Origin of the sequence: Rhizobium sp. OAE497 (genome assembly GCF_040546565.1) — a bacterium.
Lineage (GTDB): Bacteria > Pseudomonadota > Alphaproteobacteria > Rhizobiales > Rhizobiaceae > Rhizobium.
The window spans coordinates 3,811,453-3,835,896 of the sequence record NZ_JBEPOA010000001.1; the positions used below are offsets into that span (position 1 = coordinate 3,811,453).

Genomic DNA, 24,444 nt, shown 5'->3' on the forward strand with positions numbered 1-24,444 from the left:
AACAGCCGTTTGTTGTGAATTTATTCCTGCCATTGATTCCACACTCGAAAATCCTTCACAAAGGTTCTATATGGGCGGCAGAGAAAGGGGTTTTTGATGGCCCGCATAGACCAGAGCGAGGATTGGCGCGATCGCCATGCTCCGACGCTCAGCACATTTGAATCCCTGGCGATGGAGGCTTACAGCCACCTGCCGGATGAATTCCGTTCGCTTACCGCCAATCTGACGATCGAGATCGAAGATTTCCCGGACGACGACGTTTTCGAGGACATGGCGCTGGAAACGCCCTTCGACCTGCTCGGCCTTTTCGAGGGCAGGGGCATTTCGGAACGGTTCACGATGGAAACCGGCGAACTGCCGAACCGCATCCGCCTCTATCGCCGCCCGATCCTGGATTACTGGGCTGAGAACGACGAAACGCTCGGCGATATCATCACCCATGTCCTCATCCACGAAATCGGCCACCATTTCGGCCTCAGCGATGACGACATGGAGCGTATCGAGGCGAGCGCCGAAGAGGCGGCCGACCGGTAAATCTTACTGCTCGGAGAGCTTCATATCCGGGTGGTAGTCCTTGCCTTCGACGTCCTTGACGATCGCCTGGGCGGCAATGACCTGCTTGGTCTCGGCATTGAAGGTGACCGAGGGAGAGCCCTGCAGCGACCAGCCCTTGTTGAGAGCATCGGTTACGCGGTGGCAGAATGCGGCATCGTCCTGGCCGGTCAGAAGGCGGTAGAGCTTCATGTCATGATTTCCGTTCAGCAATGAGGCGGGATTTATGAACCAGACTTTCCGCCTGGACAAGATGCAGGCGTTCGATCATCCGGCCGTTTGAATTGATAACGTTGAGGCCTTCAGTCGCAGGATCGGCAAAGGCGGCGATAATCTCTTCGGCCTCGCGGATTGCCGCGTCATCCGGTCCGAAATGCCGGTTTGCACTTTCGATCTGCGCCGGATGGATCAGCATCTTGCCATCGAAACCCATCGCCCGGGCATGGGCGCATTCCGCCTCGAAGCCATCCGCATCCCTGAAATCGTTGAAGACGCTGTCGATCGCATCGAGCCCATAGGCCCTGACCGCCAGGATCACCTGCATTAGCCACGGCACCAGATAGGTGCGCCCCGGCTGCGGCAGAACGCCGGTTTCCTTGCGCAGGTCGTTCAAGCCCACGACAAAGCAATCGAGCCGCGACCCGGCCGTCCGCCCGAACTCGGCGATCGCCGCCGAATTCAGGATGCCGCGCGGCGTCTCGATCATCGCCCAGATCCGCAGCGTTTCCGCGGCATCGGCATCGCCAAGCATGTCGCTGATCGCCATCACATCCTGCGGCTCGTCCACTTTCGGCAGCAGCACGGCATCCGGCTCGAGAGCCCGCACCAGTTCCATATCGGCAAGGCCGAAGCCGGAGGGGAGGGCATTGATGCGGATGATCTTTTCTTTACCCGCCAGCGCCGGGCCGGCGAAGAACGCCTTCAGGTTTGCCCGCGCCTCATCCTTCTTCTCCGGCGCGACGGAATCCTCCAGATCGAAGATGACGGCATCGCAATCGAGCACATGGGTCTTTTCCAATGCGCGGGCATTGATGGCGGGAACGCTCAGCACAGAACGGCGCAGGCTCAGGGAACGGGCAGGGGAATTTCGGCTCATCACGAATGTGTGCCAAGCTTTGTGAAGGCTGACAAGACAACAAAAAGCCATGCTTGCCTTGCACAGAAGGAAATCAAGGACCACATTCCTTTCGAAGAGAGGTCTAGAATTATGCAGAATATCCGTTCCATCTTCCTCATGCTGGCAGGCGTCACCGTGTTCGTGGCTCTTGCGCTGTTTACCTTCTCGGTCACGCTCGCCGTCGGCGGCATCCTGACCGTGCTGATGGTTGGCCGCGCCCTGTCGCTGAAGATGAAACCGGCTCCGGTGCGCGCCAAGGCTCAGACGCAGCAGCGCGAAATGCGCATCTGGAACGACGGCCGCGGCACCATCATCGATCTCTGATCGCACCGGCCTCCAAGCCTTCACGAAAAATTCTTTATGGAGCTGTCGGCTCCCGCTCTACCTTCACGTCCTTGAGGCGGACGGCCTCGATGCCGGACCTTCAAAATCAGGAGACGGAGGAAGAACATGAGCACGATGGAAACCGCACCCGCCAAGATGCCGCCGGTCAAGAATGGCCTGCTGCCCTATCTGACAGTCGACGGTGCGCTCAAGGCCGCAGAATTCTACAAGAAGGCATTCGGCGCCGAAGAAGCCTATGTCGTGCCGGCCGACGAGAAGGGCCGGACGATGCATGTGCATCTCTATATCAACGGCAGCTCGCTGATGCTGTCCGATGCCTATCCGGAATACGGCCATCCCTTCAAGGGTCACGAAGGCTTTGCGATCCAGCTCGTCATTGACGACATCGATGCCTGGTGGAACCGCGCAGTGGCCGCCGGCGCCGAAGTCGTCATGCCGATCGAGCTGATGTTCTGGGGCGATCGCTACGGCCAGCTGCGCGACCCTTTCGGCGTCGTCTGGGGCCTCAACGAAGCATCCAAATAGCCGCCTATGCAAAGTGGTCAGGCTGCGCGAAACGCCGCGCAGCCGCCATTCTGGAAAGATTCTCCTTCATTTCGGCGGGAAACTGGACTAGATGCTGATCAACGAAAGTACATCCGCTGAATTTGGAGCCTAGGTCATGGATAAATTCGTGAAGCTCACCGGCGTTGCCGCGCCCCTGCCCGTCGTCAACATCGACACGGACATGATCATTCCGAAGGACTATCTGAAGACCATCAAGCGCACCGGCCTTGGCAAGGGTCTCTTCGCCGAAGCCCGCTACAATGAAGACGGTTCCGAGAACGCCGATTTCGTGCTGAACAAGCCGGCCTACCGCGACGCCAAGATCCTCGTCGCCGGCGACAATTTCGGCTGCGGCTCTTCGCGCGAGCATGCCCCGTGGGCACTGCTCGATTTCGGCATCCGCTGCGTGATCTCCACCAGCTTCGCCGACATCTTCTACAATAACTGCTTCAAGAACGGCATCCTGCCGATCAAGGTCAGTCAGGGAGATCTCGACAAGCTGATGGACGACGCTTCGCGCGGCTCCAACGCCATCCTCACCGTCGACCTCGAAAACCTCGAGATCACCGGCCCGGACGGTGGCTCGATCAAGTTCGACCTCGACGCCTTCAAGCGCCACTGCCTGCTGAACGGCCTGGACGACATCGGTCTCACGATGGAAAAGGGCACGGCGATCGACAGCTTCGAAAAGAAGAATTCCGCTTCGCGCCCCTGGGCTGCATGAGCTAGCGAGAACATCTGACGAAAAAGCCGGGCAATGCCCGGCTTTTTTATTTGCCTCCTCAGAAAAAGCGTTCCTGCCACGCCTTGAGCTTGCCGAGCGACACCCCGATGCCGCCGCAGACTTCAATGAGCGGGTTTTCGAAGCGTGACAGCAGCCCCGCGTGCACATCGGCAACGGCGAGCGCCGCGCCGCAGGCGGGCTCGACGAGAATGCGGTGGGCATCGGCAAATTTCAGGCAGGCGGCAACCGCTTCCGCATCGGTCACCGTGACGCTTTCGATCGGATGGTGATTGGGCAGATCGAAGACATGCTGCGCAACCTGCCGGGCGCCAAGCGAATTGGCGATCGAGGTGATGCCGGGCAGGGTAATGCGCTCCTTCGCCTTCAGCGCCTCATGGAAGGAGGCCGCACCTTCAGTTTCGACGGCAATCACCGGCACATCGCCAAGACCATTGCGCTTCAGCCCGGCGACGATACCGGCCAGCAGACCGCCGCCGCCGACGCTGGCAACGACGCAGTCGAAACGGGTCCCGCTCGCAACGACCTCATCGATCAGCGTTCCGTGCCCTTCCCAGAGCAGCGGATGATCGAAGGGATGCACATAGGCGGCCTTGCGCGCTTCCGAGAGCTTGATCGCATAGGCATTGGCCTCATCGAAGACCGAGCCGTGCACCAGAACGGAGGCGCCGGTCGCCTCGATCGACTGGCGAACCTCGGCAGACGTTGTCTCCGGCACGACGATCGTGACGGGAACGCCGAGCGCCCGGCCCGCAAAAGCCGCCGCAATCCCGGCATTGCCGCCGGAAGCGCAGAAGATTTCCTTCGCGCCATTCTCCACCTCATGCTGGCACAGCCGGCTGACGCCGCGCATCTTGAAGCTGCCTGAAGGCTGCAGTGCGTCGAGCTTCAGTAAGAGCGGCTTGCCGCTGGCGCTATAATCGGCAGCGCTGCGCAGGAGAGGGGTGTTGAGATGCAATGGAGACGGGGACATTCTGAATTCCATTTCTTGAAACCTGACCGTCTTCTTGGCGCGGAGACGGGCGGGGGTCAACACTCCAGAACAGATCGATAGCGCGGCAAACCGTACCGATTCGGCCTCTCTCTTGCTTGAAATGCCGTTTTCCGGGGTCTAAGAAGCCGCAGCTTGTTTTTCCGCGGAGGGTTTCATGACAGCGCGCAATCTTTTCCTGCTGCCGGGCGACGGCATCGGCCCCGAGGCCATGGGCGAGGTCCGCAAGATCATCGCTTACATGAACGATGCAATGAAGGCCGGTTTCGTCACCGACGAAGGTCTCGTCGGCGGCTCGGCCTATGATGCCCACGGCCAGGCGATTTCCGAAGCCGACATGGAGAAGGCGCTTGCCGCCGATGCGGTTCTGTTCGGCGCCGTCGGCGGCCCGAAGTGGGATAGCGTTCCCTATGAAGTGCGCCCGGAAGCAGGCCTCCTGCGCCTGCGCAAGGATCTGCAGCTCTTTGCAAACCTGCGCCCGGCAATCTGCTACCCGGCACTCGCTTCCGCTTCCTCGCTGAAGCCGGAACTGGTCGAAGGCCTCGACATCCTCATCATCCGCGAACTCACCGGCGGCGTCTATTTCGGCGAGCCGAAGGAGATCATCGATCTCGGCAACGGCCAGAAGCGCGGCATCGATACGCAGGTCTACGACACCTACGAGATCGAGCGCATCGCCGGCGTCGCCTTCGAAATGGCCCGCACCCGCCAGAACCGCGTCTGCTCCATGGAAAAGCGCAACGTCATGAAGTCTGGCGTGCTCTGGAACCAGGTGGTGACGGCGACGCACAAGGAAAAATACGCCGACGTTCAGCTCGAGCACATGCTGGCCGACGCCGGCGGCATGCAGCTCGTGCGCGCACCGAAGCAGTTCGACGTCATCGTCACCGACAACCTGTTCGGCGACATGCTCTCCGACGTCGCCGCCATGCTGACCGGTTCGCTCGGCATGCTGCCGTCTGCTTCGCTCGGCGCCCCCGATGGCAAAACCGGCAAGCGCAAGGCGCTCTACGAGCCCGTTCACGGTTCGGCACCTGACATCGCCGGCAAGGGCATTGCCAACCCGATCGCCATGATCGCCTCCTTCGCCATGTGCCTGCGCTACTCCTTCAACATGGTCACCGAAGCCGACAACCTCGAGAAGGCGATCGCCAACGTTCTCGACAAGGGCATCCGCACCGGCGACATCATGGGCGAAGGCTGCAAGCAGGTCGGCACCGTCGAAATGGGCGATGCCATCCTCGCGGAATTCAAGGCGCTCTCGGCCTGATATTTCACGTGAAACGCTTTTCAGGCCCTTCGCGCATCCGCGCGGAGGGCTTTTTCATTGAAGCCAACGCCTCCTCTCCCTATGTCCCCCCGTGCCAACCACGAAGGGACAGAATGAGCGATACCGCCGGAGCGAAGCCAGGCTGCAAAGCCTATATGAAGAAGCGCTATGAGGCGCGTCGCACGATCCATCGTCGGGTTCCCTGGAAAGCTTTCGCGCTCTTCGCCATCAACGCCGTCGCAATTGCCTTCTTCGTCTTCGACCGGCCGCTGGGGCAGGCGGTCAAAAGCCTTTCGCCGCCGCTGGTCTCGATTGCCGGTGACGTGACCGATATCGGCAGGCTCGCCTGGATCCTTGCCGGCCTTGCCACCATTCTGCTGACCGGCTATGTCGTCCGCCGCCGCCTCTGGAAAGTGAGGCGCAGATTCCGGATGACCTATTTCGGCCAGATGGCCGCCTATGTCGGCCTTTCCGTCGTGCTCGCGAGCGCCATCGCCAATCCGCTGAAGTTCCTGATCGGCCGCGCCCGGCCGCTGCTCTACGAGCAGGAGGGTATATTCAGCTTCACGCCGTTCAGCTGGGATTTCCTGCACCAGAGCTTTCCTTCGGGACATTCCGCCAATATCGGCGCGCTCTTCATGTCGCTGGCCTTGCTCTTCCCACGCTTCCGGCTGGTCTTCATCGGCATTGGTCTCTGGCTCGGCGCCACCCGCGTCATCATCGGCGTCCACTACCCGAGCGATGTCGCCGCCGGCCTGGCGCTCGGAGCCTGGCTCGCCTTTGCACTCTCTATCGCCTTCGCCCGTTTCGGCTTTGTCTTCTCGGTCGGGCGAGAGGGCTGGCCGATACCGCGGCTCAGCCGCCTTCTTTAAAGGCATCCGTAAAAAAACTGTCGCCGCCGGATGCTAGCGTCGATCCGTTCTTGAGATTGATTTTCGAACGGATCGGATTTGATGCAGGCGATACTTTCCTCGCTCGACAGGCGCTGGCGCCGGAGCACCTGTCGCATGCCGCAATTGCGGTGGCAGACCTGCCTTTTCATCACCTGCAACGCAGTTCTGTTGTCGATGCTGCTTCTCGACGGTCCTGTCGGCGCCGGACAGGTGCCACCGGTCATCCGACGCCTCGGCCGCATCCTCACCGATTTCGGCACGTCCGGATGGATCATCATCGTCAGCGCCTTCCTGTTCTTCGAAGGCCTAGCGGCGCTTCGTATCGTCAGATCACTGCGTACCCGCATCCAGGCGCTGCAGATGTGCTGGATCGGCGCCTATCTGCTGATCTCGATCGCCCTGTCAGGCATCCTCGCCAATATCCTCAAGCGCGCCATTGGCCGCGCCAGGCCGCAGCATTTCGATGACTACGGGATCTTCTCCTTCTCGCCCTTTTCGGGTCACGCCGCCTTCGAAAGCTTCCCGTCGGGACATGCGACGACCATCGGCGCTTTCTTCGCGGCGCTGTCGCTTCTCTTCCCGCGCTACCGCGTCGTCTTCCTCGCCTGCGCCCTCTGGCTCGGCATGACCCGCGTCATGGTCAGCGCCCACTACCCCAGCGATGTGATCGCCGGCCTTGCGCTCGGCGGCTGGTTCTCGCTGATGATCGCCATCGTCTTTTCGCGCTACGGCATCCTTTTCAGGGTGGCGGATGGCTGGCCGGTGCCAAAACGCATGCTGCGGGCATAGAAAAACCCGGCGCCTTGAGAGCGCCGGGTCTGTTTTCGTCACTACGCCAAATCTTTAGTCAGCGTGGATATCGCGGTTCTTGGTTTCCGGCAGGAATAGCAGGCCGATGACCAGCGTGATGCCTGCGAAGACGATCGGATACCAGAGGCCGTAGTAGATATCGCCAGCGGCGGCACTCATCGCGAAGGCCGTTGCCGGAAGCAGGCCACCGAACCAGCCGTTGCCGATATGGTAAGGCAGCGACATGCCGGTATAGCGGATGCGGGTCGGGAAGAGCTCGACCAGAAGTGCTGCGATCGGGCCATAGACCATCGTCACGTAGAGCACGAGAACGAAGAGGACGGCGATCGTGCCGACCCAGTTCACGCGCGCCGGATCGGCAACCATGGCGAAGCTGCCGCCACCGGCGACCGTATAGACCGCCATGTCGGTCACGCCGTTGGCTTCTTCCGCCGTCAGCAGCTTGCCGGCGATCAGCTTGTCGGCCGGCATCGATTCCTTCTCGCCACTGCGGATTGTCTCGGCGTTGAGATTGAGCTCCGGGTTAGCCGCGATGAAGGCATCGAGCTTGGAATCCGGAACCTTGGCGGCGCCGCGGTTCAGCGGATAGCCGGCATCGTGAAGCGCAATGTTGGTGCTCTTCTCGAAAGCGGCCGTCATGCCCTTGGCCTTGTCGCCGGCAGCGATGACGTCGAAGCTGGAGATGCTCGCATCGCCGATCTTGACGGTTGCCGGTTGTCCGGCCGGGCCGGGCACGACGTCATAAGGCACCGAGTTCTTCGTCAGGAACGCCGTAGCCACGTCGCAGGAGCTGGTGAACTTCGATGTACCGGTCGGGTTGAACTGGAACTTGCAGTCTGCCGGGTCGGCGGTCACCGTTGCGCGGATCGCAGCCTGTGCCTCATAGAGGGCCGGATTGGCCATATAGGTCATTGCCTTAAACAGCGGCTGATAGGTGATGGCGGCAATCAGCAGGCCCGCCATGATGATCGGCTTGCGGCCGATCTTATCGGAGAGCGAACCGAAGATCACGAAGAACGGCGTTGCAAGAATAAGCGCGATCGCGACCATGATATTGGCCGACTGCAGATCCACCTTGAGAACGTTCTGCAGGAAGAACAGCGCGTAAAACTGGCCGCCGTACCAGACGACTGCCTGACCCATCGTGGCGCCGAGCAGCGCGATGATGGCGATCTTGGCATTCTTCCAGGTACCGAAGGCTTCCGTCAGCGGCGCCTTCGAGCCCTTGCCCTCGGCCTTCATCTTCTGGAAGGCCGGAGATTCGTTCATCTTGAGACGAATCCAGACCGAAACGCCGAGAAGCAGAACCGAAACCAGGAACGGAATGCGCCAACCCCAGGCAGCGAATGCGGTCGAGCCGAGCATCTGCTGGACCGAGATGATGACGATCAGCGACAGGAATAGACCAAGCGTTGCCGTCGTCTGGATCCATGAGGTGAAATAGCCGCGCCGGCCATTCGGCGCATGCTCGGCAACATAGGTCGCCGCGCCGCCATATTCACCGCCGAGCGCCAGGCCCTGCAGCAGGCGCAGCACGATCAGGATGATCGGAGCCGCAATGCCGATTGTCGCCGCACCCGGAAGGATACCGACGAGGAAGGTCGAGAAGCCCATGATCAGGATCGTGACCAGGAAGGTGTACTTGCGGCCGACGAGATCGCCGAGACGACCGAACACCAGCGCACCGAACGGACGGACAAGGAAGCCCGCCGCAAAGGCGAGAAGCGTGAAGATGTTACGCGTCGCTTCCGGATATTGGGTGAAATAGGTCGCGCCGATATAGGTGGCGAGCGAACCGTAAAGATAGAAATCGTACCATTCGAAAACGGTGCCGAGCGACGAGGCGAAGATGACCTTCTTCTCCTCGCCGGTCATCGGACCGGCCTTCGCGCCCTCGGCGCTTGCGACATTTGCCATTGTCTGTCCTCCACAGAGTGATGAGCAGCAAGGCGCGTCCCAAACTCTCCTCAAAGTATGCCCCTGGACGCGGCTCGCCTGTGAAGAGTGTGGCAGAAAAGGATTCGGATAAAGAGAGCGGCTTTGGGATTATGACTTTAGTCTAATGCGTTTGCACAGATTGTCGCAGCCCGCGAACGCCTCAGGCGCGCAAGGCCTGCGCCGGGGACTGCCGGTAAGCAAGAACGGCGGGTAGAGCCGCAAGCAGCGCTCCGAAGCCGAGCAACAGAAGCGCAAGAAATACATCCTGACGCGCAAAGCCGACCGGCACCGTGATACCGCTGCTTGCACTGAAAAGCCCTGACAGCATCAGCGCGGCGCCATAACCCAAGCCAAACCCGCCAGCGATGCCGATCGCGATCAGCGCGAAGAACTCGCCCCAGACGATCCCGAAGATGGCATGCCGCGGCGCGCCGAAGGCCCGGAGAGCCCCGATCTGGCGCCGCCGCTGACCGATATGGATGACCGTCACCAGAATGAGCGACGCCGCAACCAGTCCCTGGGCGCCGGAAGCGACGGCAACGAGAATACGCTTCGCATCGCCGAGCGTCGCATAAAGGTTCGTCAGGACTTCACCCGGAAAGACGGCAACGGTGCTGCCATTGCGATAATCCTGGCGCAGCTTGTAGGCGTCCGCGATCGTCTTCGGCTTCACCAGGATCGCGGGAACGCCGGGTGTTTCCGCAGACCAGTCAGCATCGAGCTCGTGTCCGGACTCCGGCTCATGATCGTGATCGTGATTGTGATCGTGATCATGCCCCACATGACCAGCCTCGTCATGCTCCGCTTCGCCATGCGCCTCCAGCCCATGGATATGCCACACAGCCTGGATAGGAACGAAAATGGCGCGATCCCAGGCCGTTCCTGTCGGTTTCATCCGGCCGGTAACGCGATAGACGATTTCCGTATGCGTATGGCCACCGGTTTCGGTAGTGCCGTGCATCGGCTTGATCTCGGCCCCGAGCGGCAGCGTGACGGCAGCGCCGACCACCGCCTCGGTTTCGGCAGCAAAACCCTGGCCTTCGCTGAACCCGCCCGAGAGATCCGCAGGCAGCGCGGTGCTCGTACCGACGACGGGATAGCCGGAAAAGGAATCGCCAAAACCAACGGGCGACAGCCAGGCGACGCGCGGGTCTGCGGCAAGCTTGGCAAGCACCTCACCCGGCATCAGCGGCAGGGGTGACGGTTGCAAGAAGATGGACGACAGCACCAGCTGCGTCTCGCTGCCGCCGGCGCCGATAACGAGATCGAACTTGTCAGCAGCACGAGCACTGCCGAGGCGCAGCGCGCGCTCCTGCAGGATGACGCTGACGCCGAGCGCCGTTGCCAGCGCCACGAGCAGCACGACGACGAGCGAACCGGTCCACAGACGCCGGAGGTCGGCCAGAATGAAACGGATCATGCTGCAGCCTCCTCCGTCAGGGTATCGTCGACGATCCGTCCCGAGCGCAGCAGGATGCGGCGATCCATCCGGTCCGAAAGGCGCGTGTCATGCGAGATGACGATCAACGTGCTGCCTGCGGCGATCGTAAGATCAAGCAGAAGATCGCCGATAGCGTGCCCGGTCTCGGAATCGAGGCTAGCCGTCGGCTCGTCGGCCACAATGACACCTGGCTTGCGCAGTAAGGCGCGGGCGATCGCCACACGCTGCATCTCGCCGCGCGACATCGTCTCGATTTTCTGGCCGGGGCGCGACAGGCCGGTGCGCGCCAGCAATTCGTGAGCCCGGGCGATAAGCGCTGCATCGGCAACGCCCGACAGGCGCGCCGGCAAGAGAACATTCTCGACTGCCGAAATGCCCGGGAAAAGATGAAAGTCCTGCATCACGAGGCCAATATTCGTTGCCCTGAAACGGTCGCGGCGGCTCTCGGAGAGGCGGCAGATATCTTCGTCATTCCAGCGGACTGAGCCGCTTCCGGCGCGCTCAAGCCCGGTGACGATATTGACAAAGGTGCTCTTGCCGGAGCCCGAGGCACCGGTAATCGCTACCCGGCTTCCGGCCGCAAGAGACAACCGTCCGATCTCAAGCGCAGGCGCGCTCAAGCCCGGAAAGACCACGGACAGATCGTTGATCTCGAGAGCCAGCATCAGGCGATCGAATACTCGGCCTGCCGCAGGCGCAGGAGGCTCACAAACCCGGTTTCCGGATCTTTCCAGGAACCGTATTCCAGGACGCCGCGGACTTCGATCGTCTGGCTCGGCTGCACAAATGTCTGCTTCTCGTCGAGATAAACGACGACGATATTGTCGGGCCAGTCTGCGTCGGATGAGCAGAACGGGCAGAGCGACATCGGAATTTCGGTCAGCACGAAGAACGCGGCCTCGGCCTTCAGCGGCGGCGCCATGAAGCCGCGCATCGAAATTTCCTGGCCTGCTAGTGTCTTGACCTTGTTCGAGAATTCCAGGCCGAGCACACCGAATTTGCCATAAAGCTCATCGAAGCTGAGCGCTGTATCCGCCGCGCGCGACATCGACGGCGCAAAGGGCAGTAGGCCGGCAGCGGCCATGAATGCGCGCCGGTTGAGAAGCGGGGCCAAAGGCTTTTTCATGCCGATCTCCATCAAATGGGTTCCCGGCCGTGACAGCCGGGAACGTGATTGGCGAAGAGAGGGGACGGTGTCCCCCGATGGATCAGTTGGTTTGCTTCGCGCCGAGCGCGAAGGCATCGGCCAGCACGCGATAGACGTCGCTCTGTTCCATATAGCCCTTGAAGCCTTCGGCGCCGGGGCCGGTTGCCTGCAGCACCACGTCGTCGACGGTGTGAGCGCCGGAAGCCTGGCTCTTCGGCAGGTTGCCCTGAACGAAGACGGCACCGGGGACATCCTTGTAGGCTTCGTTCGCGACGAAATCCTTCTTCTCGTTCTGAACCGCCGGAGTGAACGGATTGTCGAGCTTCGGGCGGAAGGTTTCGTAGTGATCCGGATAGTTCGATACGAACATCGCGAGACGCTTGGAAACGTCGATATTGTCAGGATAGCCGTCGTTGTTTGCGTCGACATAGTTGGTAAAGCCGCGACCAGCGACCTTCTCGCGCATGTCGGTGCCTTCAATGGTGTCGTCGACCGTGCCAACGATGGTGATGCCATGCGTATGGTCGCCGGTGACGACGATCATCGTATCCGGGTTGCTGGCAGCAAACTCCTTGGCAACGCCGATTGCCTTGTCGAACTCGATCGTGTCGACGACAGCGCGCTCGTTGTCGAGCGGATGGGTCATCTTGTCGATATTCGCGGCTTCGACGACCAGAAAGAAACCTTCCTGGTTCTTCGACAGCGTATCGAGAGCGATCTTGGTCATCTCGACGAGACCCGGCTGTGCCGGGAACTTGCCGACAGTGCCCTTCTTCAGGAATTCACGGTCCAGTGTCGTATCCATGTTGCCGGTGTGGAACAGGCCGAGGATCTTGCCGTCGTTGGCGCCGGCAGCTGCCGAAAGTTCCGTCTTGTCGGTCGCAAGCTTGTAGCCGGCGTCCTGGAACATCTTGACATAGTCCTTGTCGTCCTTGCGCTTCGAGCCCGCGGTTGCCTGCGGCAGGAAGTAGGCCGAGCCACCACCGAGAACGACATCCGGCTTGACGTCGAACAGCATGCCGGTGATTTCGGCCTTGTCGTCGCGGCGGCGGGTATGGGAGACGACGGCAGCCGGCGTGGCGTCCTGGAGCTCCGAAGTGGTGACGATGCCGATCGACTTGGCGGTCTGGCGGCGCAGGGCTTCGCCGAGCGTTTCTACGCGCGGATCGTCGAGCGTATCGGGCGTACGGTCGGCATAAACGCCGAGCGAGTTGATGGCGCCCTTATGGCCGCTCATGTAGGCCGACATCGTGTTGGCGCTGTCCGTCGTGATCGAGTCCGTCGCCGAGGTGCCAATGAAGGCCATACGGTCGAGATCGTCCATGTTCAGGCGGCCATTGGCCTTACCTTCGGTCATGCCCTTGGACATGATGCGGGCAGCAGTGCGATGCGCAACGGAAAGACCGTCGCCGATCAGGAAGATAACGTTCTTGGCCTTCGGCGCGGTGCCGGTGCTGTAGACGTTCCAGGTGACCGACTTCTTCTCGTCACCGGCCGAAACCTCGACCTTGTACTCGCCGGGCGCGGCGATCGTCAGGCCGCGCAGGATGATGGCAGAACCGAGTGCCTTGTCTTCCTTACCCTTTTCCAGCTCTACAAACTTGGCCTCGCCCCCGAGAACCGTCTTGTAGTCCTGACCATTGACCGTGATCTTGATGTCTTCCGCCTTGACCTGCTTGCCGAGCTCGACCTTGAAATCGAACGGCGAGCCGGCGAGAATCGTCGCACGGTCAAGCGGATAGACGGTGGCCGCCTGTGCGGCACCGGCAAGAATCGTCGTGGCCGCCAGAGCGGCAAAAATCATACGCATGGAAAACCCCCGTTTTCGTTGCAGTCAATAAACAACGGGCCGGGGATAGCCGCCGGGGATGACATGTCGATGACATCGCTATGACAATCTGCCGCAGCCGCCGGGAGGCCGTTGGGCCAGCGCAAAAACCTTGACTCCTGTGGAAAACCTTTTAAGAGCAACGGCGGAAAAGGAATTATTCATGGTTCGCCGCGAACACGCCATTGCTGCATGCAATGACCGGGCACTGAGTGCCGGGATGGATATTGCCGTTCCGGTTTCTTCCAAAACCAAGGCCAAAACGACGACGAAAACCGTCTGACGTCTCTGGCCTGCCGCTCTCTCCCCGGCCCGGCTGGGGACAGGAAGCCGCGAGGATTTCGCGCCTTCCCCCCTCACCGGACAAGAGGAGAGAAGAGAAAGAGAGCTTAAAATGGGTTTCAAAGTAGCAATCGCGGGAGCAACCGGAAACGTCGGCCGGGAAATGCTCAACATTCTTTCCGAACGCGGCTTCCCAGCCGATGAAGTCGTGGCGCTCGCTTCCGCCCGCTCCCAGGGCACGGAAGTTTCCTACGGCGACCGCACGCTCAAGGTTTCGAACCTCGAAAACTACGATTTCTCCGACACCGACATCTGCCTGATGTCCGCCGGCGGCGACGTCTCCAAGAAGTGGTCGCCGAAGATTGGCCAGCAGGGCTGCGTCGTCATCGACAACTCCTCGGCCTGGCGCTACGACGCCGAAGTGCCGCTGATCGTGCCGGAAGTGAACCCCGACGCCATCTCGCTCTTCACCAAGAAGAACATCATTGCCAACCCGAATTGCTCGACCGCCCAGCTCGTCGTGGCCCTGAAGCCGCTGCATGACGCTGCCAAGATCAAGCGCGTGGTCGTCTCGACCTACCAGTCGGTTTCCGGCGCCGGCAAGGACGGCATGGACGAGCTCTTCAACCAGACGCGCGCCGTCTTCGTTGCCGATCCGATCGAGAACAAGAAGTTCACCAAGCGCATCGCCTTCAACGTCATCCCGCACATCGACGTGTTCATGGAAGACGGCTATACGAAGGAAGAGTGGAAGGTCCTAGCAGAAACCAAGAAGATGCTTGATCCGAAGATCAAGGTGACCTGCACCGCGGTTCGCGTCCCGGTCTTCATCGGTCATTCGGAATCGGTCAACATCGAGTTCGAAAACGAGATCACCGCCGACCAGGCCCGCGATATCCTGCGCGACGCCCCGGGCTGCCAGGTCATCGACAAGCATGAAAACGGCGGCTACATCACGCCTTACGAATCCGCCGGCGAAGACGCGACCTACATCTCGCGCATCCGCGAAGATGCGACTGTCGAGAACGGTCTCAACATGTGGGTCGTTTCCGACAACCTGCGCAAGGGCGCCGCTCTGAACGCCATTCAGATCGCCGAACTCCTGGTCAACCGCGGCCTCGTCAAGCCGCGCAAGCAGGCCGCCTGATACCGAATATTAACCATAGCTTGCTATCAGCCCCGCATGTCGTCAGACTTGCGGGGCTTTTCCTTAAACAGGCAGACGGCAATCGCGCGGCAGACCGCCAATCTCGCTAAAAGGTGATCGTGACAAAATCACCCCCGGCTGGCATTCTGCCCGGCATTCCAGCGACTGCAGATCGAGATCGGGGTTTCTCATGCGCATGACAAAGTTCTTGGTAGCGGCCATCGCGGCGGTGGGCGCTTTCCATGTAGTTCCGGCAGCGGCCAATGCTGCGCAATGCGGCAATAACGGCGCCGGCTTCGATGCCTGGGTGCAGCAGTTCAAGCAGGAAGCTGCAGCGCAGGGCGTCAGCCAGTCGGTTCTCAACCGCGCCTTCGCAAACGTTGCCTATAATCGCCCGACAATTGCCGCTGACCGTGGCCAGAAGAGCTTCAAGCTGTCCTTCGACGCCTTCATGCAGAAGCGCGGAGGCGCAGCGATCATCTCCCGCGGCAAGGGCATGAAGCGCTCCAACCAGGCTCTCTTCACCTCGATCGAGCGCCGTTACGGCGTCCCCGCTGGCCCACTGATCGCAATCTGGGGCATGGAAACCGGCTTCGGCAGCTATATGGGCACGCAGCACACCATGTCTGCGGTCTCGACGCTGGCCTACGACTGCCGCCGCTCCGACTATTTCACCGACCAGCTCTACGCTGCCCTTCAGCTCGTCTCCGAAGGCTATCTGAGCCCGCAGGCGCGTGGCGCGGCGCACGGCGAAATCGGCCAGACGCAGTTCCTGCCGCGCAATGTCGTCCGCTTCGGCGCCGATGGCGATGGCGATGGCCGCGTCGACATGGTCGGCTCGCGTGCCGACGCTCTCGCATCGACCGCAAACTTCCTGAAGGGTCACGGCTGGCGCGCCGGCGCAGGCTACCAGCCGGGCGAGCCGAACTTCGTCGCCATCCAGGGTTGGAATGCAGCAACGGTCTACCAGCAGGCAATCGCCTATATCGGTCAGCAGATCGACGGCCAGTAAGCCGCGGCGACAGATTGATTGCAGACGAGATCGAAAGGCGCCTCATGGGCGCCTTTTTCATTTAGCTTCGGCTCGTGCCATCGGTTGCGGCACCAGTGAGCCCGCCACGACGCAGTTGCGTCCGGAAGCCTTGGCGGCATAGAGCGCCATGTCCGCCCGCTTGACCAGATCTTCGAAATGATGACCGCCGCCGGATTGCGTGCGACCAGCGCAGCCGAAGCTCGCGGTTACCACCAGGCTTTCTCCGCCCGGCAATATGATCACTGCACGCTCTATCGCCTCACGCACGGCTTCGGCAACGGCCGCCGCCTCATCCGGCGTCACATCAGGCAGCAGCGCAAGAAACTCTTCCCCGCCATGACGGACCAGAAGGTCGAACTGGCGGAAATTATGCTTGGCGACAGCCGCAACGTGGCGCAGCACGATATCGCCGACGTCATGACCATGGATATCATTGATCTTCTTGAAATGATCGAGATCGAAGAGCACCACCGAGATCCAGCGGGAGCCGCTTTTGGCCTGCTCGAAGAGGGCGGCTGCAGCCGCCTCGAAGCCACGGCGGTTATAAAGCCCGGTCAGAAGATCCGTCTGCGCCGCACTGCGGAGCTCACCGACCAGAACCTCACGCTCCCGTGTCAGCCGCGAGATCATCCCAAGCCCTTTTGTGGCCAATGTCGCGACGACGCCAGCAAGCAGCAGCAAGCCGCCGCAGAGCACGAAAACCAGCATCACATGCAGGTGTGAGCGCTGCGCCAGCGTTTCGCCGGTCCGGTGGATGTCCGCAGTCGCCTCGGTGATCTTCTCCTTGAGGAAAGCGATGCGATCAGCCTGCGCCGCCGCCCAATCGTTGCGGACCTCTAGCGGAGGCCGCGCTTCGCGGGTCAGGATCGCATCGGTCACCGCGTCGGCACGAACCTGCTGCGGCAGTTTCATGTAATCGCTAATCGACGTGACGAGCGGGGACGTCGAGTGGAAGACCATATGGTCCATACCCTCGGCCTGCATCATCTTGCCCTGCACATAGAGGTCGCTGGAGCGCAGCGAATAGCCGTGCTCGCTCAGGTGACGCGTGCCGATAAATGTCAGCAGCCGCTCACCGTAATAGCTCAGCAGGATACCCATCAGCTCGTTCGATTTTTCCAGCAGGACGGGATCCTGGATCAGCGGCGATAGCGCATCGACGACATCAAGCTGCTTCAGCGCTGCCTGCCAATAGACATAGCCCGGATCGCCCCCGGCATAGTATCCGCGGTCGACAGCGGCGCGGATCGAAATGATACGGCTATAGGCAAGTGCGAGATCGGAGAGTTCGTTCTGGAGATTGCCATCCAGCATACCTGCCGAGGGCAGGCTCATCTGGAATTTCCGGCGCTCCTCATCGAGCCGCGCGCGGCTCTGCTGCATGCTGACCGCATTGTCGGTGCCCGGATGGGTGAGATACTGCCTGGTCGCAACGGTCTCGCCGAGGATCTCGTTCGCCGCGATCGAGCCACCGCGCGCCAGAACATCAGCGAAACGATAGTCTTTTTCCAGCGAAACATACTGGCGGAACGACGTGCGTACGACCAGAACGCCTTCGGCGATCATGAAGATGAAAGGCAGCAGGATGGCCGCGAGAATGATCTTGTTGGTCGTTTCGAACTTCATCGAAAGCCGCCGCAATCCGCAGGTTGAAGACGTGTTTCGATGAAATTCTAGCGGGATTCCCTAAAGAACCCATAAACCTATATGCGAAGGCCTATACGTCGGGACGGATGAAATCGCGCGTTTCGGCATCCATGACCCACAATTCGCCGGTCGAGATGTCGAACCAGGCACCGTGAAGGGCGATCTTGCCCTCTTTTTCCAGCGCCTTGACCTCGGGGAAGGTCCTCAGATTGTTGATCGAGTTGCGGATCGAGACACGCTCGAGCGCCGTCTGGCGCTCGGTCTGGGTCATGACGTCGTTGCTGCCGATCTGCTCGGCGGCATCCTTGACGAGCGACATCCAGCGGCCGATGAAATCGCCCGGCGAGAGCGGTTCCGAGCTCGGATCGAGTGCAGCGCGGATACCACCGCAACGGCCATGGCCCATGACGACGATATCGGTGACCTTGAGCGCCTGTACGGCAAATTCGAGAGCAGCCGAAGTCGCATGGAAATGCCCGTCCGGCTCATAGGGCGGCACGAGATTGGCGACGTTCCGGATGACGAAGAGCTCGCCCGGGCCGGCATCGAAGATCAACTCCGGAGCCGCGCGGGAGTCGCAACAGGCAATGACGAGCGTGGTCGGGCTCTGCCCGTTTTCCGCAAGCGTCTTGTAGCGGTCGCGCGCATCGGCATAGCGCCCGCTCATGAAGTTGCGATAACCGTCGAGAAGTGATCCAGGAAAACGCTGCATGACATTTCGATTACCGCTTGGCGCGGGCAAGATCAACTGCTGCAGTGCAAAATGAGTCGTTGCTATTGCTTGCGCCGCTGCGCCGGATGCATGAGGCGGCGCATCTGCACCATGGCCATCGGCGTGGCGAGACTGGAAGCATCACTCGCAAGCGTCAATTCGTCGCTTCCGCGTTTGACGGCACGGGCAAGCACTTCATAGACGCTGGCCGTCGCCAGCTGCAGCGCCTTCTCGTCATCCATGCCCGAGAGCAACCGTGACATGAAGAGCGCAGCCAGGAGATCTCCGAGCCCATTCGGCGGGTTGTCGATCGCCCTATGCTCGGCAAGCAGCGCGTGGCGTCCGGAAAGATAGAGATTACCGATCCCGCCGCTCATCATCGGAACAGCCGAGGTGACCAGCATGCGCGACGGGCCAAGCGACAGGGCCGCCTCCATGATGGCATTGTTGTCATCGAGCGGTGCGCCGGCCATCCAGGCGAGCTCGTAGCGGTTGGGTGTCGCGAGCGAGGCAAGCGGGATCAGGTGATCGCGGATCGCCTCGGCCGTCGCCTGCGGCACATAGAGCCCGCCGAGATCGCCCATGACGGGGTCGCAGACATAGAGAAGATCTGGATTGCCCTGCCGCAGCGAGCTGACCAGGCGGGCCACCGACTTGGCCTGCGCCGCATTGCCGAAATAGCCTGACAGCACCGCCTTCACCTCGCCCACCCAGGGCGCGCGGATCAGGTCATCGATCGCCGCATCGAAGTCGGCTTCGGCAAAGGTCAGCCGTGTGGAGCGGCCATGCCCGGGATGCCAGGGCAAAACCACCGTCGGAAGAGCCCAGACCTGATGTCCGAGCGTTTCAAGCGCGAAGACGGCGGCGCGATTGCCGACCGAACCACGAACGACGTGACTGGAGATGACGATAACCGTTCCGGCAGCGGTATTTTCTGGCATGATGATGGTCCTGAACCCGATGCGCCGTTGATCCCCTTTTTGCGCCACAGCTGTCAACCGTTCTTCATCTCTGCGTGGAAAGGTCGCGAAGCGGACGGAGAAAACCGGAGACGACTTATTTTAGCTATTCGAGATAAGCGTCAATTCTTCCGGAAAGTGATCCAAACAGGGGCGAAAATGAACGAAAGCTGCCGTCAAACCGCCTCTTTTAGAGATTTTTTCGATAACTCTTCTGATATTTTGCCCAAAACCGACCGACTCGGGGGGAGCATCTGAAATGGCCGTAAGACAAAATCCCAAACGTGAAAAGCAGATCGAGAGCGCCAAGAAGATCGCGGCCGCGACCGGCGACAAATTTATTGAGCCCGAAATTCTCTTCGGCCGCGCCAGCGGCGACGATCTCGACCGCTACACCCCGGAGATGCTCGCGCTGTCGGCGGTCCATTCCGCCCGCGAATTACAGGCCTGGAACGGCAAGACGCCGCGCGTCAGCATCGACACCATCGCGGATGTCGAGCCCGCGGGCATTGCCGTATCGGTTCTGACGATCACCGACCACAACATGCCCTTCCTCTACGAGTCCGTGATGGGCGAGGTGACCAGCACCTACCGCGATCTCTTCATGGCGGTTCACCCCATTTTGGTCCTCGAAGACGGCAACGCTCCTGAGCTGTATTCGGCCGATGAGCCGAGCGATCCGGCAAAGCGCGTCAGCCATATCCAGATCCATATTTCGCCGCTGACATCGGCCCAGGCCGCCGACCTGCAGAAGCGCATCAAGACGGTGCTGGAGCAGGTCGATCAGGCGGTTTCCGACTGGAAGCCGATGCTCTCCAAGCTCGATACGGCGATCGACGAGCTGCGTGAATATGGCTCCAGCCGCAAGAAGGCAGACCGCGACGAAGCACTCGCCTTCCTGACCTGGCTGCGCGATGAGAACTTCACCTTCCTCGGCATGCGCGAATACGTCTATTCCGGCAAGGGCGCCGGCGCCAAGGTGGAGCGCGACAAGGGCACCGGCCTCGGCATTCTCTCCAATCCCGATGTTCTTGTCCTGCGCACCGGCAAGGATGCGGTGACGACGACGCCCGAGATCCTCGCCTTCCTCGACGGTCCGGATTTCCTGATCGTCACCAAGGCCAACGTCAAATCGGTGGTCCACCGCCGCGCCTATATGGACTATGTCGGCGTCAAGCGTTTCGACAAGGATGGCAACGTCACCGGCGAACTCCGCATCGTCGGCCTCTTCACATCGACGGCCTATACGTCCTGGGCGTCCGAGATCCCGCTGATCCGCTCGAAGATCGCCAAGGTGAAGGAGCATTTCGGCTTCGACCCGATGAGCCACTCCGGCCGCATGCTCGACAACACGCTTGAATCCTATCCGCGCGACGATCTCTTCCAGATCGACACGACGCTGCTGTCGAGCTTTGCCGAGCAGATCAACGACCTCGCCGACAGGCCGCGCGTGCGCGTCCTGCCGCGCATCGACCATTTCGACCGCTTCGTTTCCGTCATCATCTATGTACCGCGCGAAGAATATGACTCGATCGTCCGCGAGAAGATCGGCACCTACCTGAAGACCGTCTATGACGGCCGCGTTTCGGCCTATTATCCGGCCTTCCCGGAAGGCGGCGTCGCCCGCGTCCACTTCATCATCGGCCGCTCCGGCGGCAAGACGCCGCGCATTCCCCAGGCCAGGCTCGAGGAAGCGATCCGGGCAATCACCGCCCGCTGGGACAGCCGCTTCGAAATGCTGGCAGGCCCGAAGGCGCCCCGGATCGGCGTCAGCAACGCTTTCCAGGAAGCCTTCTCGCCGGATGAAGCCGTCGGCGATCTTCCCGATATCAGCGCATGCGCAGCCGGCGAACCGATCCGCATCGAGTTCTATTACCGCGACGACAACGAGCGCGGGCGCATCCTGTCCCTGAAGATCTTCCACAGCGGCGAACAGCTGCCGCTCTCGCGCCGTGTTCCGCTGCTCGAAAATCTCGGCTTCAACGTGCTCAGCGAAAGGACCTTCGATATCGAAGTCCCCGCCGCCGATGGCGCCATCAGCATCGTCGTGCTCCACGATATGGAGCTCGAAGCCCGCAGCGGCACCGACATCGATCTCGGCCGCTTCGGCGCGCCGCTGGAGGAAGCTTTCGTTGCCGCCTTCAACGGCACGATCGACAATGACAGCTTCAACCGCCTGATCCTCTCGGCGGCCCTCTCCGCCCGCGAAACCAACGTGCTGCGTGCCTACGCGCGCTATCTGCGCCAGGCAGGCATTGCCTATTCGCAGGATTATATCGCCGCCACGCTCGACAAATACCCTGATATCGCAGCAGCGATCTTCCGCCTCTTCCATGAAACCATGGATCCGGCAGTCGCCGAGAAGCCGCGGCTGAAGAAGCTTGCCGATCTGCACCAGTCGATCGAAACGGCGCTCGCCAACGTTCCGAGCCTCGACGACGACCGCATCCTGCGCCGCTATATCAACGTCGTCGACGCCACGCTGCGCACCAACTATTTCCAGCGCAACGAGGACGGTTCGCCGAAGGCGATGCTCGCCTTCAAGCTCGATCCGCATCTGGTCGATGGCCTGCCGCAGCCGCTGCCCTTCCGCGAAATCTTCGTCTACGGCGTCGAGGTCGAGGGTGTTCACCTGCGCTTCGGCAAGGTCGCCCGTGGCGGCCTGCGCTGGTCCGACCGCGCCGAGGATTATCGCACGGAAGTGCTGGGTCTCGTGAAGGCACAGCAGGTCAAGAACGCCGTCATCGTTCCCGTTGGCGCCAAGGGCGGCTTCTATCCGAAGAAGCTCCCGGTCGGCGGCAGCCGCGACGAGATCTTCAACGCCGGCCGCGAAGCCTACAAGACCTATATCCGCACGCTGCTGTCGATCACCGACAACATCTCCGGCGCCGATATCGTGCCGCCCGCCAACACGGTTCGCATCGATGGCGACGACCCCTATTTCGTCGTCGCCGCCGACAAGGGCACCGCGACTTTCTCCGACACGGCCAACGCGCTGGCGCAGGAAGCCGGCTTCTGGCTGGACGACGCCTTCGCATCGGGTGGATCGGCCGGTTACGACCACAAGAAGATGGGCATCACCGCCCGTGGTGCCTGGGAGACCGTGAAGCGCCACTTCCGCGAAATGGATACCGACATCCAGACGACGCCCTTCACCGTCGCCGGCGTCGGCGACATGTCGGGCGACGTCTTCGGCAACGGCATGCTGCTCTCTCCGAAGATCCGGCTGCTAGCCGCCTTCGACCACCGCGACATCTTCATCGATCCTGATCCGGATATGGAGAAGACGCTCGCCGAGCGTCAGCGCCTGTTCAATCTCGCCCGCTCCAGCTGGCAGGATTTCGACAAGTCGGTTCTGTCGAAGGGCGCGATGATCATCTCCCGTGCCGCAAAGTCGGTAACCCTGACGCCTGAAGCTGTCGCTGCGATCGGCATCGACAAGTCCGTGGCGACACCGTTCGAGATCATGACCGCGATCCTCAAGAGCCCGGTCGACCTGCTCTGGTTCGGCGGCATCGGTACCTACGTAAAGGCCGCGGCCGAAACCGACACCGAAGTCGGTGACCGCGCCAACGACCCGATCCGCATCAGCGCCGACGATGTCCGCGCCAAGGTGATCGGCGAGGGCGCCAATCTCGGCGTCACCCAGAAGGGCCGTATCGCCTACGGTCTGAAGGGCGGCCGCAGCAATTCCGACGCCATCGACAACTCCGCCGGTGTCAACACCTCGGACGTCGAGGTCAACATCAAGATCGCACTCGCCAACGCCATGCATGACAGCCGCCTGACGCGCGCCAAGCGTGACCAGCTGCTGTCCTCAATGACCAACGAAGTCGCGAGCCTCGTGTTGCGCAACAACTATCTGCAGTCGCTCGCGATCTCGCTGACCGAGCGCAAGGGCACCGCCAACGGGCTGGAGCTCGCCCGCTTCATGACCGTTCTCGAAGGCGCAAAGCAGCTGAACCGCAAGGTCGAGACGCTCCCTGACGATGCAACGCTCGCCGAGCGCTATGCCGCCGGAAAGCCGCTGACCCGCCCGGAAATCGGCGTCCTGCTTTCCTACGCCAAGATCGTGCTCTTCGACGCGCTGATCGCCAGCGACCTGCCTGACGATCCCTATTTCGCCTCGACGCTGTCGGGGTATTTCCCGGCGAAGATGCAGAAGACCAACGCCGCCGATATCGACAGCCATCGCCTGAAGCGCGAAATCGTCGCAACGGTTCTGGCCAACGAAGCGATCAATCGCGGCGGTCCGGCCTTTGCCGTCAGCATGGTAGACGCAACAGCAGCCTCCGCAGCCGAAGTCGTCCGTGCCGCAATCATCGCCCGCGATGGCTTCGATCTGACGCGCCTCTGGAGCGAGACCGATGCGCTGGATGGCAAGATTTCCGGCCAGATGCAGAACCGCATCTACGAAGAGATCGGCCATAGCTTCACGGTCCTGACCCGCCTGATGCTGAAAACCGGCATGGCCAAGGGCGATATCGCCGAAACCGTTAGCCGGCTGCAGGCAGCCCTGAAAAAGCTGAAGCCGTCTTTCGCGGCACAGGCGCCCGCCGAGTTCGAAGCACGGCAGACGGAGTTTCAGGAAGCCGGTCTTCCCGAGAAGCTGGCAGCCGATATCGCCGGCCTTCCGGGCTTTGCACTGGTGCCGGAGATCATGCAGATCGCCGAGCGGACCGGCGAAGCGCTGGCACGCGCAGCCGAGAGCTATTTCGCAGTATCGCAGACCTTCCGCATCGGCCGCCTACTTGCCGCCGGCAACCGGATCGTCACTTCCGATCACTACGAGAACCTGGCTCTGGCCCGCAGTATCGACCAGATCGCCAGCGCACGCCGCGACATCGTCATTTCGGCGCTCTCGGAGCACGGCAAGGAAAAGCTGCCGGTTCAAGCCTGGCATGCGGTCGATCGTATCCGCATCAACCGCATCACCGAGGAGCTATCCAGCCTCGGCGACAGCGGCGAGCCGAATCTCGCCCGGATCACCGTTGCCGCAGGTCTCCTGACCGATCTTGCGCGCGACCGGACGAGGTGACACAGT

21 protein-coding genes and 1 pseudogene are annotated in these 24,444 nt (G+C 61.3%); 11 read left to right on the top strand and 11 right to left on the bottom strand.

Annotated elements, in window-relative coordinates:
* The first annotated feature begins 96 nt into the window (after nt 1-96).
* A complete protein-coding gene (locus ABIE40_RS19015; RefSeq protein WP_112718129.1) occupies nt 97-534 on the top strand; it encodes a metallopeptidase family protein in 438 nt (145 codons plus the stop codon).
* A gap of 3 nt (nt 535-537) precedes the next feature.
* On the opposite strand, the gene ABIE40_RS19020 is transcribed toward ABIE40_RS19015, so the two are convergent.
* On the bottom strand, nt 538-744 hold the full coding sequence (locus tag ABIE40_RS19020) for a DUF1737 domain-containing protein (protein WP_112517868.1): 207 nt from the start codon (nt 742-744) through the stop codon (nt 538-540).
* A 1-nt stretch (nt 745) separates the two neighbouring features.
* The gene (locus tag ABIE40_RS19025; protein ID WP_112718127.1) at nt 746-1,648 is read right to left on the bottom strand and encodes an HpcH/HpaI aldolase/citrate lyase family protein; all 903 of its coding nucleotides are present in this window, start codon (nt 1,646-1,648) and stop codon (nt 746-748) included.
* A gap of 111 nt (nt 1,649-1,759) precedes the next feature.
* Between ABIE40_RS19025 and ABIE40_RS19030 the strand changes: the two genes are divergently transcribed.
* From ABIE40_RS19030 to leuD, 3 genes are all read left to right on the top strand, one after another.
* Nucleotides 1,760-1,993, top strand: coding sequence for a hypothetical protein (locus tag ABIE40_RS19030; protein WP_112718125.1), 234 nt, complete (start codon nt 1,760-1,762; stop codon nt 1,991-1,993).
* 126 nt (nt 1,994-2,119) lie between these two features.
* On the top strand, nt 2,120-2,539 hold the full coding sequence (locus tag ABIE40_RS19035) for a VOC family protein (protein ID WP_112718123.1): 420 nt from the start codon (nt 2,120-2,122) through the stop codon (nt 2,537-2,539).
* A gap of 136 nt (nt 2,540-2,675) precedes the next feature.
* Nucleotides 2,676-3,284: a 3-isopropylmalate dehydratase small subunit gene (gene leuD, locus ABIE40_RS19040; RefSeq protein WP_199628003.1), complete on the top strand. Its 609-nt coding sequence runs from the start codon at nt 2,676-2,678 to the stop codon at nt 3,282-3,284.
* A gap of 58 nt (nt 3,285-3,342) precedes the next feature.
* Here leuD and ABIE40_RS19045 read toward each other — a convergent pair whose 3' ends face one another.
* Nucleotides 3,343-4,275 carry a pyridoxal-phosphate dependent enzyme gene (locus tag ABIE40_RS19045; protein WP_199628004.1) on the bottom strand — a complete coding sequence of 311 codons (933 nt, stop codon included), beginning with the start codon at nt 4,273-4,275 and terminating at the stop codon, nt 3,343-3,345.
* A gap of 175 nt (nt 4,276-4,450) precedes the next feature.
* Between ABIE40_RS19045 and leuB the strand changes: the two genes are divergently transcribed.
* From leuB to lpxE, 3 genes are all read left to right on the top strand, one after another.
* Nucleotides 4,451-5,563: a 3-isopropylmalate dehydrogenase gene (gene leuB / locus ABIE40_RS19050; RefSeq protein WP_130283018.1), complete on the top strand. Its 1,113-nt coding sequence runs from the start codon at nt 4,451-4,453 to the stop codon at nt 5,561-5,563.
* Nucleotides 5,564-5,676: 113 nt separating this feature from the next.
* Nucleotides 5,677-6,435: a phosphatase PAP2 family protein gene (locus ABIE40_RS19055; RefSeq protein ID WP_199628005.1), complete on the top strand. Its 759-nt coding sequence runs from the start codon at nt 5,677-5,679 to the stop codon at nt 6,433-6,435.
* Between the two features lie 81 nt (nt 6,436-6,516).
* Nucleotides 6,517-7,245: a lipid A 1-phosphatase LpxE gene (lpxE, locus tag ABIE40_RS19060; protein ID WP_130283016.1), complete on the top strand. Its 729-nt coding sequence runs from the start codon at nt 6,517-6,519 to the stop codon at nt 7,243-7,245.
* 54 nt (nt 7,246-7,299) lie between these two features.
* Here the strand turns inward: lpxE and ABIE40_RS19065 are convergent, their stop codons facing one another.
* The 5 genes from ABIE40_RS19065 to ABIE40_RS19085 form a co-directional block, all read right to left on the bottom strand.
* A complete protein-coding gene (locus tag ABIE40_RS19065) occupies nt 7,300-9,183 on the bottom strand; it encodes an MFS transporter (protein ID WP_130283015.1) in 1,884 nt (627 codons plus the stop codon).
* A gap of 181 nt (nt 9,184-9,364) precedes the next feature.
* Nucleotides 9,365-10,624 carry an FtsX-like permease family protein gene (locus ABIE40_RS19070; RefSeq protein ID WP_199628006.1) on the bottom strand — a complete coding sequence of 420 codons (1,260 nt, stop codon included), beginning with the start codon at nt 10,622-10,624 and terminating at the stop codon, nt 9,365-9,367.
* Nucleotides 10,621-11,310 carry an ABC transporter ATP-binding protein gene (locus ABIE40_RS19075; protein ID WP_199628007.1) on the bottom strand — a complete coding sequence of 230 codons (690 nt, stop codon included), beginning with the start codon at nt 11,308-11,310 and terminating at the stop codon, nt 10,621-10,623. Before ABIE40_RS19075 ends, ABIE40_RS19070 begins: the two co-directional genes overlap by 4 nt.
* Nucleotides 11,310-11,771, bottom strand: a complete 462-nt coding sequence (locus ABIE40_RS19080; protein ID WP_199628008.1) for a hypothetical protein — start codon at nt 11,769-11,771, stop codon at nt 11,310-11,312. Before ABIE40_RS19080 ends, ABIE40_RS19075 begins: the two co-directional genes overlap by 1 nt.
* An 82-nt stretch (nt 11,772-11,853) precedes the next feature.
* Entirely contained in the window at nt 11,854-13,602 is a 1,749-nt protein-coding gene (locus ABIE40_RS19085; protein WP_199628009.1) for an alkaline phosphatase, read from the bottom strand.
* Nucleotides 13,603-13,713: 111 nt separating this feature from the next.
* On the opposite strand from ABIE40_RS19085, the pseudogene ABIE40_RS19090 reads away from it, so the two are divergent.
* The 3 genes and pseudogenes from ABIE40_RS19090 (at nt 13,714) to ABIE40_RS19100 (ending at nt 16,061) form a co-directional block, all read left to right on the top strand.
* Nucleotides 13,714-13,903 (top strand): annotated as a pseudogene (locus ABIE40_RS19090) (hypothetical protein).
* Nucleotides 13,904-14,014: 111 nt separating this feature from the next.
* Nucleotides 14,015-15,049: an aspartate-semialdehyde dehydrogenase gene (locus tag ABIE40_RS19095; RefSeq protein WP_112718105.1), complete on the top strand. Its 1,035-nt coding sequence runs from the start codon at nt 14,015-14,017 to the stop codon at nt 15,047-15,049.
* A 190-nt stretch (nt 15,050-15,239) separates the two neighbouring features.
* Nucleotides 15,240-16,061 (top strand): lytic murein transglycosylase, encoded by an 822-nt coding sequence (locus tag ABIE40_RS19100; RefSeq protein WP_112718103.1) that lies wholly within the window; start codon nt 15,240-15,242, stop codon nt 16,059-16,061.
* A 57-nt stretch (nt 16,062-16,118) separates the two neighbouring features.
* On the opposite strand, the gene ABIE40_RS19105 is transcribed toward ABIE40_RS19100, so the two are convergent.
* From ABIE40_RS19105 to pdxY, 3 genes are all read right to left on the bottom strand, one after another.
* Nucleotides 16,119-17,708 carry a GGDEF domain-containing protein gene (locus ABIE40_RS19105; protein WP_199628010.1) on the bottom strand — a complete coding sequence of 530 codons (1,590 nt, stop codon included), beginning with the start codon at nt 17,706-17,708 and terminating at the stop codon, nt 16,119-16,121.
* 91 nt (nt 17,709-17,799) lie between these two features.
* On the bottom strand, nt 17,800-18,441 hold the full coding sequence (locus tag ABIE40_RS19110; RefSeq protein ID WP_112718099.1) for a carbonic anhydrase: 642 nt from the start codon (nt 18,439-18,441) through the stop codon (nt 17,800-17,802).
* A gap of 62 nt (nt 18,442-18,503) precedes the next feature.
* Entirely contained in the window at nt 18,504-19,382 is an 879-nt protein-coding gene (gene pdxY, locus ABIE40_RS19115; protein ID WP_199628011.1) for a pyridoxal kinase PdxY, read from the bottom strand.
* Between the two features lie 277 nt (nt 19,383-19,659).
* Here pdxY and ABIE40_RS19120 point away from each other — a divergent pair, with 277 nt between their 5' ends.
* Nucleotides 19,660-24,438, top strand: coding sequence for an NAD-glutamate dehydrogenase (locus ABIE40_RS19120; RefSeq protein WP_199628012.1), 4,779 nt, complete (start codon nt 19,660-19,662; stop codon nt 24,436-24,438).
* Nucleotides 24,439-24,444: the final 6 nt, after the last annotated feature.

Excerpts from the sequence above, each read along its gene's own strand:
- ABIE40_RS19015 (WP_112718129.1), top strand. The coding sequence starts at position 97 with ATGGCCCGCATAGACCAGAGCGAGGATTGGCGCGATCGCCATGCTCCG.
- ABIE40_RS19020 (WP_112517868.1), bottom strand. The coding sequence starts at position 744 with ATGAAGCTCTACCGCCTTCTGACCGGCCAGGACGATGCCGCATTCTGC.
- ABIE40_RS19025 (WP_112718127.1), bottom strand. The coding sequence starts at position 1,648 with ATGAGCCGAAATTCCCCTGCCCGTTCCCTGAGCCTGCGCCGTTCTGTG.
- ABIE40_RS19030 (WP_112718125.1), top strand. The coding sequence starts at position 1,760 with ATGCAGAATATCCGTTCCATCTTCCTCATGCTGGCAGGCGTCACCGTG.
- ABIE40_RS19035 (WP_112718123.1), top strand. The coding sequence starts at position 2,120 with ATGAGCACGATGGAAACCGCACCCGCCAAGATGCCGCCGGTCAAGAAT.
- leuD (WP_199628003.1), top strand. The coding sequence starts at position 2,676 with ATGGATAAATTCGTGAAGCTCACCGGCGTTGCCGCGCCCCTGCCCGTC.
- ABIE40_RS19045 (WP_199628004.1), bottom strand. The coding sequence starts at position 4,275 with ATGTCCCCGTCTCCATTGCATCTCAACACCCCTCTCCTGCGCAGCGCT.
- leuB (WP_130283018.1), top strand. The coding sequence starts at position 4,451 with ATGACAGCGCGCAATCTTTTCCTGCTGCCGGGCGACGGCATCGGCCCC.
- ABIE40_RS19055 (WP_199628005.1), top strand. The coding sequence starts at position 5,677 with ATGAGCGATACCGCCGGAGCGAAGCCAGGCTGCAAAGCCTATATGAAG.
- lpxE (WP_130283016.1), top strand. The coding sequence starts at position 6,517 with ATGCAGGCGATACTTTCCTCGCTCGACAGGCGCTGGCGCCGGAGCACC.
- ABIE40_RS19065 (WP_130283015.1), bottom strand. The coding sequence starts at position 9,183 with ATGGCAAATGTCGCAAGCGCCGAGGGCGCGAAGGCCGGTCCGATGACC.
- ABIE40_RS19070 (WP_199628006.1), bottom strand. The coding sequence starts at position 10,624 with ATGATCCGTTTCATTCTGGCCGACCTCCGGCGTCTGTGGACCGGTTCG.
- ABIE40_RS19075 (WP_199628007.1), bottom strand. The coding sequence starts at position 11,310 with ATGCTGGCTCTCGAGATCAACGATCTGTCCGTGGTCTTTCCGGGCTTG.
- ABIE40_RS19080 (WP_199628008.1), bottom strand. The coding sequence starts at position 11,771 with ATGAAAAAGCCTTTGGCCCCGCTTCTCAACCGGCGCGCATTCATGGCC.
- ABIE40_RS19085 (WP_199628009.1), bottom strand. The coding sequence starts at position 13,602 with ATGCGTATGATTTTTGCCGCTCTGGCGGCCACGACGATTCTTGCCGGT.
- ABIE40_RS19095 (WP_112718105.1), top strand. The coding sequence starts at position 14,015 with ATGGGTTTCAAAGTAGCAATCGCGGGAGCAACCGGAAACGTCGGCCGG.
- ABIE40_RS19100 (WP_112718103.1), top strand. The coding sequence starts at position 15,240 with ATGCGCATGACAAAGTTCTTGGTAGCGGCCATCGCGGCGGTGGGCGCT.
- ABIE40_RS19105 (WP_199628010.1), bottom strand. The coding sequence starts at position 17,708 with ATGAAGTTCGAAACGACCAACAAGATCATTCTCGCGGCCATCCTGCTG.
- ABIE40_RS19110 (WP_112718099.1), bottom strand. The coding sequence starts at position 18,441 with ATGCAGCGTTTTCCTGGATCACTTCTCGACGGTTATCGCAACTTCATG.
- pdxY (WP_199628011.1), bottom strand. The coding sequence starts at position 19,382 with ATGCCAGAAAATACCGCTGCCGGAACGGTTATCGTCATCTCCAGTCAC.
- ABIE40_RS19120 (WP_199628012.1), top strand. The coding sequence starts at position 19,660 with ATGGCCGTAAGACAAAATCCCAAACGTGAAAAGCAGATCGAGAGCGCC.